General features: G+C 64.8%; 9 protein-coding genes, 1 tRNA gene and 1 pseudogene. 6 read left to right on the top strand and 5 right to left on the bottom strand.

Annotated elements, in window-relative coordinates:
- Window positions 1-17 precede the first annotated feature (17 nt).
- A tRNA-Arg gene (locus TVB01_RS09330) sits at window positions 18-91 on the bottom strand.
- Window positions 92-123: 32 nt separating this feature from the next.
- Window positions 124-636, bottom strand: a complete 513-nt coding sequence (locus TVB01_RS09325) for a MarR family winged helix-turn-helix transcriptional regulator (RefSeq protein WP_422455619.1) — start codon at window positions 634-636, stop codon at window positions 124-126.
- A 90-nt stretch (window positions 637-726) separates the two neighbouring features.
- Here TVB01_RS09325 and TVB01_RS09320 point away from each other — a divergent pair.
- Window positions 727-2,694 (top strand): annotated as a pseudogene (locus TVB01_RS09320) (MMPL family transporter); the annotation flags it as partial.
- An 18-nt stretch (window positions 2,695-2,712) separates the two neighbouring features.
- Here the strand turns inward: TVB01_RS09320 and TVB01_RS09315 are convergent.
- Window positions 2,713-3,357, bottom strand: a complete 645-nt coding sequence (locus TVB01_RS09315) for a hypothetical protein (RefSeq protein ID WP_422455618.1) — start codon at window positions 3,355-3,357, stop codon at window positions 2,713-2,715.
- A gap of 68 nt (window positions 3,358-3,425) precedes the next feature.
- On the opposite strand from TVB01_RS09315, the gene TVB01_RS09310 reads away from it, so the two are divergent.
- The 5 genes from TVB01_RS09310 (at window position 3,426) to TVB01_RS09290 (ending at window position 10,591) form a co-directional block, all read left to right on the top strand.
- Entirely contained in the window at window positions 3,426-4,229 is an 804-nt protein-coding gene (locus TVB01_RS09310) for an inositol monophosphatase family protein (RefSeq protein ID WP_422455617.1), read from the top strand.
- Window positions 4,230-4,309: 80 nt separating this feature from the next.
- Window positions 4,310-6,820, top strand: a complete 2,511-nt coding sequence (gene pcrA, locus TVB01_RS09305) for a DNA helicase PcrA (RefSeq protein WP_422455616.1) — start codon at window positions 4,310-4,312, stop codon at window positions 6,818-6,820.
- A 201-nt stretch (window positions 6,821-7,021) separates the two neighbouring features.
- Window positions 7,022-8,191, top strand: coding sequence for an ADP-forming succinate--CoA ligase subunit beta (gene sucC, locus TVB01_RS09300; protein ID WP_422455615.1), 1,170 nt, complete (start codon window positions 7,022-7,024; stop codon window positions 8,189-8,191).
- A gap of 31 nt (window positions 8,192-8,222) precedes the next feature.
- Window positions 8,223-9,125 carry a succinate--CoA ligase subunit alpha gene (gene sucD / locus TVB01_RS09295; protein ID WP_422455614.1) on the top strand — a complete coding sequence of 301 codons (903 nt, stop codon included), beginning with the start codon at window positions 8,223-8,225 and terminating at the stop codon, window positions 9,123-9,125.
- Window positions 9,126-9,208: 83 nt separating this feature from the next.
- Window positions 9,209-10,591: a sugar porter family MFS transporter gene (locus tag TVB01_RS09290; protein ID WP_422455613.1), complete on the top strand. Its 1,383-nt coding sequence runs from the start codon at window positions 9,209-9,211 to the stop codon at window positions 10,589-10,591.
- Between the two features lie 66 nt (window positions 10,592-10,657).
- On the opposite strand, the gene TVB01_RS09285 is transcribed toward TVB01_RS09290, so the two are convergent.
- Both TVB01_RS09285 and TVB01_RS09280 read right to left on the bottom strand, forming a co-directional pair.
- Complete coding sequence (locus TVB01_RS09285; protein WP_422455612.1) at window positions 10,658-12,205, bottom strand: alpha/beta hydrolase family protein; 1,548 nt, start codon at window positions 12,203-12,205, stop codon at window positions 10,658-10,660.
- A 139-nt stretch (window positions 12,206-12,344) separates the two neighbouring features.
- On the bottom strand, window positions 12,345-12,847 hold a 503-nt coding region (locus tag TVB01_RS09280), incomplete at its 5' end, for a hypothetical protein (RefSeq protein WP_422455611.1).

The following is a 12,847-nucleotide window of genomic DNA, read 5'->3' as shown; positions in this document are numbered from 1 at the left end:
CCGCGGGGCATAAAAAGTGCCCCCGGCCGGAATCGAACCGACGACCTGCCCTTTAGGAGAGGGCCGCTCTATCCTACTGAGCTACGGAGGCGTGGCTGCCGGGTGCCGGCAGCGATAGACAGCTTACCTGTTTTCCCCGGCTGATGCCGCGCCGGCCTCGGCCGCGCCGTTGGACTCCTCCAGGGCCTGCAGATGCTGGGAGTAGGCCTGCCGCATGCCGTTGAGGAAGCTGTGGACGGTTTCCAGTTCCTGATCGCTGTAGCGGTCCATGACCTGGCTCGTCAGCAGGCCCAGCGGACCAAAGTAGGCGCCCGCAAGCTGCCGGGCCAGGGCTTCGAAATGCAGCGTCACTTTCCGGCGGTCCTGCTCCGAACGGGTCCGGTGGATGTGCCCGATCCGCTCAAGCCGGTCGATAACGGCAGTTGTAGCTCCTGTGGACGTTCCCAGCTGGCTGCTGAGCCTTCCCGCGGTCAGCGGCTCTCCCCGCACTTCGGCTTCCATGATCAGGGTCAGCGCCCGCATATCCGTGGAGTTCAATCCGTGGCTGTGGGCGAAAGCGTCCGCGACCAGCTGCCCGTCCAGGCCCATGCCCCGCACGGCATTGACGATCTCAAGCCTCAGCTCATTTCTGTCCACGGGTACATAGTAGCTCCATGTTGAAGTATCTCTAAATAAGAGATACTTTGTTCTCTAGTTACTTTTTCCAGCCCCACACAGGAGTCTGAAATGCATGCAGGGATAGTTCGCTCGGCCAAGGCGGCGTTGGTCACGCTGTTCCTCGGCCTGGTAGTGATCGTGGGGCTTTTTGCCATTCCGGTCCCCGAAAACGAGTCCTCGACCGTGGGCCAGCTCAGCGACAAGTACCAGGTCACCCAAGTGCAGGAGCTGCTCAAGGAATTCCCTGATGCACAGCAGTCCACCGCGCTGATTGTAGTTTCGCGCGAAGACGGCGGCGAAATGAGCGAGACGGATATTGCAGGCATTGCCGGAATCAGCGCGGCCGCAACAGACGCCGGCGTCGAGGCCCCTCCCGCCCAGGTTCCCCCGCTGGTTTCCGAAAACGGCGTGGTCGCGATCATTCCGGTCACGCTCCAGGCTGCCGCCGACGACGGCGATGCAGTGGGCGAAGAGGTCGCCAGCCTGCGCGAGGCCGTCAGTGACGCTGCGCCGGAGGGAATCAAGGCCGAACTGACCGGCGGAGCTGCATTCACCGCAGACCTGGCCGGCGTTTTCGCCGGAGCCAACTTCACGCTCCTTGCGGTCACCGCAGGAGTGGTCGCCCTGCTGCTGATCATCACCTACCGCTCACCGTGGCTGTGGATCGTCCCGCTGGCGATCGTTGCCGCGACCGAACAGCTCTCCCTGCGCATGGTTGACGTACTGGCCCCGCTCGTCGGGATTGAAGTGGATCCTTCTGCCGTGGGCATTACCAGCGTCCTGGTGTTTGGCGCCGCGACGAACTACGCCCTGCTCCTGATTGCCCGGTACCGCGAAGAACTGCGGCTCCACGACAGCGTCTACGCCGCCATGGGCAAGGCACTCACCCGCACCCGCGAAGCGATCATCGCCTCCGGCGGCACCGTCATCCTGGCCCTGCTGACCCTGCTCTTCACCGACACCATGAGCTACCGCGGGCTGGGCTTCTCGGCAGCTCTTGGCATTGTCTTCGCGATCCTCAGCGCGCTCTTGCTGCTTCCCGTGGCACTGGTGCTGCTGGGCCGGAAGCTGTTCTGGCCGTTCGTGCCCAAGGTCGGAGACCCGGCACGTGAAGGCAAGTTCTGGGGCAAGCTCGGCGACGCAACGGCCCGCCGGCCGAAGACGATCGCCGGCATCGCCGTCGTGGTTCTCCTGCTCATGGCCAGCGGCCTCTTCAGCGCCAAGATCGGCCTGAGCGAGAACGAACAGTTCACGGACAAGCCCGAAGCTGTCACTGCTGCGGAGACCCTGTCCGAAGGATTCGCTGCCGGAAGCACCTCCCCCGTGATCGTCCTGGTGAACTCGGAAGAGGCAGAGGCAGCAACGAAGGAGCTCGGCTCCCTGGACGGCGTGGACAGCGCCACCGTCAGTTCCGAGCACGACGGCCTGACCCGGATCGACCTGATCAATTCCTATGAAGCAGGAACCGAGGAATCGAACGACTTCATTCGGGATCTGCGCGCCGAGCTTGCGGACTCTCCGGAGTACGACGCCCTGGTGGGTGGCGAAGCAGCCGAGCGGGTTGACCAGCTGGACGCGAATACCCACGACGTGACACTGGTGGTTTCCCTGGTCATCATCCTGGTGTTCCTGGTGCTGCTGGTCCTGCTGCGGTCCCTTGTTGCACCGTTCCTGCTGGTCGGTTCGGTGCTGCTCACCTTCTTCGCTGCCAGCGGCCTGAGCTGGCTGCTGTTCGTGAACGTCCTGGGCTTCCCGGCCCTGGACACCCTGACCCTGCTGTACAGCTTCCTGTTCCTGGTGGCGCTGGGTGTGGACTACAACATCTTCCTGGTCACCCGGGCCCGGGAGAACGCCGGCACCATGGGTACCAAGAAGGGCATGCTGGCAGCTCTGCGTTCCACCGGCGGCGTGATCACCAGTGCCGGTATCCTGCTGGCAGCGGTGTTCGTGGTGCTGGGGGTCCTGCCCCTGGTCACCCTGACCCAGGTGGGCATTACCGTGGCCATCGGTGTCCTGTTCGACACCCTGATCGTGCGGACCGTGATTGTGCCGGCCCTAGTGTTTGTCCTCGGCGACAAGTTCTGGTGGCCGTCCCGGCCGGCGGCTAAACACGGCAAGCACGGACGCCACCAGGCTGAGCCCGAGGAGGACCCAGCGGGCGACCGTCAGGAAGCCGGCCAGGGCAGCGTCACCGGCCGCTAGCTCCGCAGACCCCAGGACGTTGTCAATCGCGACGTTCTCCCACAGATCCGCAATGACGAAAAGGATCGGCGCGGCCCACAATACCCAGCGAAGCGAACGTCGCTGGGTGTTGAGGCCGATGATCAACAGCCATGCGAATCCGAACATGAGGGGAAATATGGTGCCCGCCGTCTTGTGCAGGTAACTGAGCTGGCCCAGTGCATCGGCATCCATTGCCGAGCGCAGGGCGGCCAGGTACTCCATGTCATACCCGCCGATCAGCGAGTCCGGCATAGCCAGTCCGCCCGACAACTGGGACATCTGGTTCAGCACCAGAAGGTGGTAGTACCAAAACATAAACAGCGCGGTGGCCGCCGCAGCGATCAGGATCAAATTGGCGTTGTTCCTGGCCTGCTGCGGTGTCCGCTGCGTTGTTTGGTTGGCGGCCATTTCCTGCTGGACAGGAGTCAGAGCCTTCTCGCCGTGCTTTGCTGCGCGCTGTGCCGGAGTTTTTCCCATAACAACAGTATGGAGGAGGCAGCTGGTGGACGGCGCGGGGGCCTTGCGCGCCCCGCTAGGGTAGGGCCATGAGCGCGTTTGCCACTGAAGAAGATTTCGTCCTGGCCGCCTCCCTGGTCCGCGAGGCGGGTGCCCTCGCCTTCGCGATGCGCGAAGAGGGGCTCACCGGAAGGCAAAAGACGTCGGTGTCCGACGTCGTCACGGCGGCTGACCATGCGGCCGAAAAACTGGTGCTTGAGACCCTCCGAAGGCTGCGGCCGGATGACGGCATTGTGGGGGAGGAGGGCGCGAGCCACCAGGGGACCTCGGGCCGGACCTGGGTTATTGATCCGGTGGACGGCACCTACAACTTCCTTTCCGGTTCCACTTACTGGTGCTCCGCGCTGGCGCTGCGCCCCGACGAGGATGCGGACCAGCCCGTGGACAACCCCGGTGTCCTTCTTGGAGCAGTGTTCCAGCCGCAGGAGGACAAGCTCTGGCTCGGCGGGCCGGGGAGGGCTGCGACCCTGAACGGGGGTGCCCTTCCTGTCCTGGCCGACGCCGGCCTGGACCGCCTGAGCGCGGGAACATACCTTCACCCCACCTGGCTTATGCGCGGTGAGGTCGCCAATCCCTGGACTCGGGCGGCCGCCGGCGCGGCTACCATCCGCATGCTGGGATCCGGTTCATGCGACCTTGGCTCAGTGGCCACCGGCCGGCTCGGCGTCTGGTTCCAGCACAGCTGCCCGGAATGGGACTGGCTGCCGGGCAAGGCAATCGTGGAAGCAGCCGGCGGAGCCACTGCAGTGATTGAGGTCAACGGGTTCAGATGGTACGTCGCCGGTCCGGCTGCCGCCGTCCGCGACGTGCAGCGGCTCCTCCATGAGGGATAACCGCTGCGGGGGCAGGTTGTCCCCGGCCAGTACGGCCCTTCGGGAAAATGTCAGGGCCAGGACCTAGACTTAACCGCACCATGGACTATCTCTTTGATCCGTACTTTTCCACGCCCGGCAAATCCAAGGCTGCCTCCGGCGCTGCCGGGGATGACACCGCTCTGAACACCGGGGGCCAGACAGCGGGTGCCGTTGCCGAAGCGCCGAAAGCCTCCGGAGACCATGCCCGCGGTGGGCGGCGCGTGGATGAAGCACGGGCAGCCGACCTGCTCCGCGGCCTGAACCCGCAGCAGGAAGAAGCCGTGAAGCACTCCGGATCCCCGCTGCTGATCGTGGCCGGAGCGGGTTCCGGAAAGACCCGCGTGCTCAGCCACCGGATCGCGTACCTGATGGCCACCGGGCGCTCGAATCCGGGCCAGATCCTGGCGATCACCTTCACCAACAAGGCCGCTGCAGAAATGCGTGAGCGGATTGAATCGCTGGTGGGCGGCGTCGCCAAGACCATGTGGATCTCCACCTTCCACTCCTCCTGCGTGCGGATCCTGCGCCGCGAGGCCAAAGCCGTGGGCATGAATTCAAACTTCTCCATCTACGACTCCGCGGACACGCTGCGCCTGATTACCCTGGTGGCTAAGGGGCTGGACCTGGATCCCAAGCGGTTCGCACCCAAAGCCATCGCCAACAAGATCTCCGGGCTGAAGAACGAACTCATTGATGATGAGTCCTATGCCTCCAGCGCCAATTATTCGGACCCGTTCGAGCAGGCTGTGGCCCAGGTGTACACGGGCTATACCCAGCGCATGCGCCAGGCCAACGCCATGGACTTCGACGACCTGATCGCCCAGACGGTGTACATGTTCCGTGCCTTCCCCGGCGTCGCCGAGTACTACAGGCGCCGTTTCCGCCACATCCTGGTCGACGAGTACCAGGACACCAACCACGCCCAGTACGCCCTGGTGCGTGAGCTGGTCGGCGTAGAAGGCGAAGGGCACGTGGACATTCCGCCGGCAGAACTGACCGTCGTCGGCGACTCGGACCAGTCCATCTACGCCTTCCGCGGCGCCGACGTGCGCAACATCGTGGACTTCGAAAAGGATTACCCGTCCGCCCGGACCATTCTGCTGGAACAGAACTACCGTTCCACCCAGACCATCCTCTCCGCCGCCAACGCGGTGATTTCCCGCAACCCCAACCGGCCGGAGAAGAAACTCTGGACGGCTGAGGGCGACGGCGCCAAGATCGTGGGCTACGTCGGCGAGAACGAACACGAGGAAGCCCGCTTCATCGCCGAGGAGATCGACCGGCTGCAGGATGAGGAAGACCTGCGTCCGGGCGACGTCGCCATCTTCTACCGCACCAACGCGCAATCGCGCTCGCTCGAGGATGTGCTGGTGCGCGTCGGCCTGCCCTACAAGGTGGTTGGCGGCACCCGGTTCTACGAGCGCAAGGAAATCAAGGACGCGCTGGCGTACCTGCGGGTGCTGGTGAACCAGGACGACGTCGTGAACCTGCGCCGGATCCTGAACGAGCCCAAACGCGGCATCGGCGACCGGGCCGAGTATTCGATTGCGGCCCTGGCCGAGCGGGAACGGGTCAGTTTCATGACGGCGCTGCGCCGTGCCGAGGATGCTCCCGGGCTGGCAACGCGTTCGCTGAACTCGGTCAAGGGGTTCGTGAAACTCATCGACGACCTCGCCGAGGTCGCGTCCGGCTCCGGGGCGTCCGCCGCACTGGAAGCCGTGCTGGAGCAGACCGGCTACCTGGCGCAGCTGCGGCAGAGCTCGGATCCGCAGGACGAATCCCGGGTCGAGAACCTGGCCGAACTCGTCGCCGTCGTGCGCGAGTTCGAACGCGACAACCCCGAAGGCACACTGGAGCAGTTCCTGGAACAGGTGTCCCTGGTGGCCGACGCTGACCAGATCCCGGACGCACCGGAGGGCTCTGCGGAAGAAGTGGCCGCGGCCGTCGAGGAATCCCGCCGGCAGGGCGTGGTGACCCTGATGACCCTGCATACGGCCAAGGGACTGGAATTCCCGGTGGTCTTCCTCACCGGCATGGAGCAGGGCATCTTCCCGCACCAGCGCTCGGCCACGGACCCGGCTGAGCTGGCCGAAGAACGCCGGCTGGCCTACGTAGGGCTCACGCGCGCCCGGCAGCGCCTCTACCTCACCCGGTCCGAGGTCCGGAGCATGTGGGGGCAGAGCCAGTACAACCCCGCGAGCCAGTTCGTGGCGGAGGTGCCGTCGGAGCTGATCGAGTGGAAGCGCGAAGGCATGGATCGGCCGGCCTGGGGCGGCGGAGGCAGCATCACCTCCAGCCGCTACAGCGGATCCCATTGGGGGGCGGGAGCGGCATCGTCCACCGGAGGAAGCATCGCCTCGGCCCCAGTGTCCAAAGCCATCGGCCGGGTCCAGCCGCAGAAGGAAGTTATCTCCGTGGCGGTGGGGGACAAGGTCAACCACACCTCCTTTGGCCACGGAACGGTCCTGTCCGTTGAAGGAGCAGGTGACAAGACGGTGGCCAAGGTGAAATTCGACGCCGGTGAGAAGCGGCTGCTGCTGCGCTACGCTCCGCTGACCAAGGAGCCTTAGCACACAGGTGCGGCCATAACCGAAAGACCGCGATTTCTACAAACCATAGAACTGTGTGCTTCATCACTAAAGCGGTAGTCTGTGAAACGCGTTCGACGCCGAGGGACTAAAGTGCCATTGGGGCAGCCCGGCTTCACGCATCTGCTTCCCGATCAGCTGATCGATATGTAAACCTACTTCGACGTAGAAGGACACTAGCCCGTGGACCTGTTTGAATATCAGGCGCGCGATCTGTTTGAGGCGCACGGTGTACCCGTGCTTGCCGGAATCGTGGCGCACACTCCTGAAGAAGCCAAAGCTGCAGCCGAAAAGATTGGCGGCGTCGTCGTCGTCAAGGCCCAGGTCAAGGTCGGCGGCCGCGGCAAGGCCGGCGGCGTCAAGGTAGCGAAGACCGCTGATGAAGCGTTCGAGCACGCCAGCAACATCCTCGGGATGGACATCAAGGGCCACACAGTCAACAAAGTGATGATCGCCCAGGGTGCCGACATCGCTGAGGAGTTCTACTTCTCCGTCCTGCTGGACCGCGCCAACCGCAACTACCTGGCCATGTGCTCGGTTGAAGGCGGCATGGAGATCGAGCAGCTCGCCGTGGAGCGTCCCGATGCCCTCGCCCGGGTTGCCGTTGACCCGGCAGTTGGCATTGACACCGCGAAGGCAGAAGAAATCGTCGACGCTGCCGGTTTCGCTCCTGAGCTGCGTGAGGGCGTTGTCAACGCGATCCTCAAGCTGTGGGATGTCTTCGTCAAGGAAGACGCCACGCTCGTCGAGGTCAACCCGCTCGTGAAGACCGGTGCAGGCGACATCGTTGCCCTGGACGGCAAGGTCTCCCTGGACGAGAACGCTGACTTCCGCCAGCCCGGCCACGCCGAGCTGGAGGACAAGGACGCAGCCGACCCGCTGGAAGCCAAGGCCAAGGCCAACGACCTCAACTACGTCAAGCTGGACGGCGAAGTGGGCATCATCGGCAACGGTGCTGGCCTGGTTATGTCCACGCTCGACGTCGTGGCCTACGCCGGCGAAAAGCACGGCAACGTCAAGCCCGCCAACTTCCTGGACATCGGCGGCGGAGCTTCGGCTGCCGTGATGGCTGCCGGCCTGGACGTCATCCTGAATGACTCGCAGGTCAAGTCCGTTTTCGTGAACGTCTTCGGTGGAATCACCGCCTGCGATGCCGTTGCCAACGGCATCGTCAAGGCTCTGGAGATCCTCGGCGACGAGGCCAACAAGCCGCTGGTCGTCCGCCTGGACGGCAACAACGTCGAGGAAGGCCGCCGCATCCTGGCCGAGGCCAACCACCCGCTGGTTACCCTCGCCACCACCATGGACAACGGCGCCGACAAGGCTGCCGAGCTCGCCTACGCAGCTCGCTGACCGAGCCGATCCCCAGAAAGAGAATTCACATATGTCTATCTTCTTGAACAAGGACTCCAAGGTCATCGTTCAGGGCATCACCGGCGGCGAAGGCACCAAGCACACCGCCCTGATGCTCAAGGCCGGGACCCAGGTCGTCGGCGGCGTCAACGCCCGCAAGGCCGGCACCACCGTGACCCACGGCGATGTTGAGCTGCCGGTCTTCGGTACCGTGGCCGAGGCCATGGACAAGACCGACGCCGACGTCTCCATCGTCTTCGTGCCGCCGGCCTTCACCAAGGACGCCGTCATGGAAGCAATCGACGCCGGCATCGGCCTCGTTGTGGTCATCACCGAAGGCGTTCCCGTCCAGGATTCCGCCGAGTTCTGGGCCCACGCCCAGTCCAAGGTCGACGCCGACGGCAACCAGGTCACCCGCATCATCGGCCCGAACTGCCCCGGCATCATCACCCCCGGCGAAGCCCTGGTTGGCATCACCCCGAACAACATCACGGGCAAGGGTCCGATCGGCCTCGTTTCGAAGTCCGGCACCCTGACCTACCAGATGATGTACGAACTGCGCGACCTCGGTTTCTCCACCGCCATCGGTATCGGCGGCGACCCGGTTATCGGCACCACCCATATTGACGCCCTCGCAGCCTTCGAAGCTGATCCCGAGACCAAGGCGATCGTGATGATCGGCGAAATCGGCGGCGACGCCGAAGAGCGCGCAGCCGAATTCATCAAGGCCAACGTCACCAAGCCGGTTGTCGGCTACGTGGCAGGCTTCACGGCTCCCGAAGGCAAGACCATGGGCCACGCCGGTGCCATCGTCTCCGGTTCCGCAGGAACCGCCCAGGCCAAGAAGGAAGCCCTCGAAGCTGCAGGCGTGAAGGTCGGCAAGACGCCGTCCGAAACCGCCGAGCTGCTGCGCGAAGTTTTCGCTTCGCTCTAAGCTCCACCAGCACATACCCCCGTTCCCGGATTCCGGTGCACGGGGGTTTTGTGCGTCCACCTCCAGGAAGACAAGACAACTACATGAGTTCCAACCCAGCTTCCCCGGCCGTTCCGGGCGACCACCGGCGTGCACTGCGCCGGGCCACGTGGATCGCGACCCTGGGCGGTTTCCTCTTCGGCTATGACACCGGCGTGATCAACGGGGCGCTGCCCTACATGCAGGACGATCTGGGCCTGACACCCTTCACGGAAGGCCTGGTGACCTCCAGCCTCCTCTTCGGCGCAGCCTTCGGTGCCGTGGGCGCCGGACAGCTGGCTGACCGGCTGGGGCGGCGCCGTCTGCTGCTCATCCTGGCCGTCGTGTTCATGCTCGGTGCCGCCGGCACCGCTGCAGCACCCGGCGTCGGGTTCATGGTCCTGGCCCGAGTGGTCCTGGGCCTCGCCGTGGGCGGTGCCTCCGCCGTCGTACCCATGTTCCTGGCTGAACTTGCTCCGGCAGCCCGCCGCGGGCAGCTGGTTACCAGGGACCAGCTGATGATCGTCACCGGGCAGCTTGCCGCCTTCGTCTGCAACGCGGTGATCGGCAACCTCTGGGGTGAAGAGGGCAACGTCTGGCGCTGGATGCTCCTGGTCGCCACGCTCCCGGCAATCGCGCTCTGGATCGGAATGCACTTCGTGCCGGAGAGCCCGCGCTGGCTGGGATCAAAGGGCCGGTACGCGCAGATGCTTACCGCGCTGCAGAAGATCCGCAGCGCCGAAGCAGCGCAGGCGGAGTACGAGGAGATCAAGGGGCTGGCTGCCCACTCCCGCACCGGCCGGCTGAAGGACTTTGCCGAGCCGTGGCTGCTGCGCGTCCTGCTGATCGGCATGGGGCTCTCGATCGTCCAGCAGATCACCGGCGTCAACGCGATCATCTATTACGGCACGCAGATCCTGGCCGATGCCGGTTTCGGCACGGAAGCGGCACTGACCGCGAACATTGCCAACGGCGTCGTCTCTGTTGGGGCTGCGCTGCTGGGCATCTGGCTGCTGGGCAAGGTTGGACGGCGGCCGATGCTGCTGACGGGCCTGATCGGCACCAGCAGCATGCTGGCCCTCATCGGGATCGCCTCGATCCTCATGCCTGAAGGGACTGCCCGGGGTTTCGCGGTGCTCTCCATGACTGTCCTGTTCCTGGCCTTCCAGCAGGGCGCCGTGTCGCCGGTGACGTGGCTGATGCTGGCCGAGATCTTCCCGCTGCGCGTCCGTGGCCTGGGGATCGGTTTGTCCGTGTTCGTGCAGTGGATGGCCAACTTCGCCGTCGGTTTCTCCTTCCCCATGCTGATGGCTGCACTGGGCATCTCCAACACGTTCTTCATCTTCGTTGCCCTGGGCATCTGTGCCGTGCTGTTCGTGAAGCGGTACCTGCCGGAAACCCGCGGGCTTTCCCTGGAAGCAGTGGAACGGCAGATGCGCACGCTCTGATCGCTGCCGTGCAGCAGAGATGGCCCCGCCGGAAGGAAACAGGCCGGCGGGGCCATTTTTCTGCCGTTAGGGCACCACCGGGTAGTCGGCGATGACCGGGAGGGACACGGAGGCGGTGAAGGAGGTCAGGGCAGTGACCTTGGGGGAGGTGTAGACCGAGGAGCTGGGGGTGACCTGCAGCGCCAGCTTGGTTTGCGGCGTTACGAGGTAGGAGATCTCCTCCAGCGGCACGGTTACGGTACGTTCCGTGCCGTCCAGGATCAGCGGCACGGGGGTCACCTGGTTGCCGGCGACCAGTGAGCTTCGGGACTTGTCGATGATCTGTGCATAGACATGGGTGTTCGGTGTCCTGGAGGTTCCGCGGTAGGTCAGCGTGAGCTGTGGTGCTCCGAAGACCTGGGTGGCGGCCGCGGGAGCGGTGACCGGCGCATTGACCGCAACCGGTGCCCACGCGGCGGCAATGACCCCGCCGCTGACGGCGGCGGGCGAAAGCAGCAGATTGCCCTTGCCTGAACCCGTCAGGGTACCGACCGGCTGGGGATAGCCGGTGGATGCCCGGGTGGTGCCCCGCTGGTCGATGAACTCGAAATCCGTGCCGGTGGACACATCATTCCCGTCCAAATGCTTGCTGAACCAGTTCAGGACTGCGCCCGTGATACGGTCCGGTCCTGCCACGCCGGAGCTGCACAGGCCATGGCCGCCGCAGAACTGCAGCATTTTCACCTCGGTCCCGGCGGATTTGAGGAGGTTGTAGTTGCGGGTCGCCTCGTCCAGCGTGAACAGGGTGTCCACGGTGCCCTGGATGATCAGCGTCGGAGCGGTGATCGAGGTGAACATGCTCTCCGGTGTCAGGGAATCGAAGTAGGCAACAGACTCCGGACTCAGCTGGTTGGGGTAGGTCAAACCTTCACGGCAGGCTTTCCGCACCGGGGCGGCAAGCGCTCCGCGGTTGCCTACCAGCTCGCCCAGCTGGCCGGTGACGGTTCCTTCCAGGCACAGCAGGGTTCCCCAGCCCGACTTGAAGGCGCCTTCCTTGTAGAGGCTGGTGGTCAGGTCATTCCAGGCGATGGTAGGCGCGATCGCGTCGACCCGCTCATCCAGCGAAGCCAGCACGAACTGGATGCCGCCCCCATAGGAGGCCCCCGCCATGCCCAGGACCGGGTCGCCCGGGGCGTCCAGGGCTGCTTCGGGCTGGGAAGCGATGAAGTCGATGAGGACCTGGCCGTCGCGGCCTTCGAACTCCGGGTTGTTGACGTAGGCCTCCCCTCCGCTGAAACCGAAGCCGCGGGGATCCCAGGTCACGACGTTGTAGCCGGCCTCCCTGAGCGGAGCGATGCCGATCGAGCCAACCAGTGTGCTTGTGGACGTAGTGGGGATCCGCCCACCGGGCAGCCCAAATCCAGGTCCGACCATCACGGTCGGCGCTTGTTCACCGGCCTGGAGCCCCAGGGCCGGGAAGAAGTTGGTGTGGATGGGGGTGCCGTCGAAGGAAGGAACGACGACGTCGGTCCGGGGAGCCGGCGCGGGGGCGGGAGCTGCGTGTGCAGCCGGTGCGGCCAGCAGCGAACCGAACGCCAGGGCACCTGCAGTGAGCAGGCCGAGTGGTTTTTTCATGGAAGACCTCAGCGACTTCATTGTCAGAAGGTATGGTTACCGGCCGGTAACCTGAGGTGAGCTTAGGATTCCTAAATATTCGGCACAAGCATCCAGCGCCAAAAAACAGCCGCCCGGGCGAAATTCCACACGCGGGCGGTTAGTTGATGGGTTTTCCGGACGTCGCGTCGTGGGCGGGATCAGAAGTGCATCCGCTGACGATTTCGACGGACTGCCGGTAGTCATTGGCAGCGTAGCGAACCGTTACGCCTGACCGGCTGCCCACGTAGGTGAACTCCGTGGAAGGTGCGGCGTCAGGTCCCGGTGTCAGCGCGGAAAGCATCTCGGTCCCCAGGGCGCCCAGGATGTACTGGGCCTGGTCCCGGGACGTAACGGCGGACTCAGGAGCCGGCCCGGTCAGGTGCATGGTGAGGACATGCCGCCGCGGCCCCGTTTCTGTACCGCTGGTGCCCCGGCCGGACCGCCGCTGCACGGGGCACGGAGTGACCTGTGGCCGCAGTGCTCCCTCGGCATAGGCTGTGCCGTCCGGGGAGGACCACCCGGCCGGTCCGAGCGTGCCGAGCAGGCCGCGCAGCAGTTCCTCCTGCGCGGCCACGATCTCGGCTGCTGAAAGTTCGTCGCCGCCGGCTGGGGGACCGGCGG

The organism is Arthrobacter sp. 7Tela_A1, from assembly GCF_049311065.1.
GTDB lineage: Bacteria > Actinomycetota > Actinomycetes > Actinomycetales > Micrococcaceae > Arthrobacter_B.
Note: the sequence above shows the minus strand (reverse complement) of the source record. Positions and strands in the feature narration are given on the sequence as shown.

Excerpts from the sequence above, each read along its gene's own strand:
- TVB01_RS09315 (WP_422455618.1), bottom strand. The coding sequence starts at position 3,357 with ATGGGAAAAACTCCGGCACAGCGCGCAGCAAAGCACGGCGAGAAGGCT.
- TVB01_RS09310 (WP_422455617.1), top strand. The coding sequence starts at position 3,426 with ATGAGCGCGTTTGCCACTGAAGAAGATTTCGTCCTGGCCGCCTCCCTG.
- pcrA (WP_422455616.1), top strand. The coding sequence starts at position 4,310 with ATGGACTATCTCTTTGATCCGTACTTTTCCACGCCCGGCAAATCCAAG.
- sucD (WP_422455614.1), top strand. The coding sequence starts at position 8,223 with ATGTCTATCTTCTTGAACAAGGACTCCAAGGTCATCGTTCAGGGCATC.
- TVB01_RS09290 (WP_422455613.1), top strand. The coding sequence starts at position 9,209 with ATGAGTTCCAACCCAGCTTCCCCGGCCGTTCCGGGCGACCACCGGCGT.
- TVB01_RS09285 (WP_422455612.1), bottom strand. The coding sequence starts at position 12,205 with ATGAAAAAACCACTCGGCCTGCTCACTGCAGGTGCCCTGGCGTTCGGT.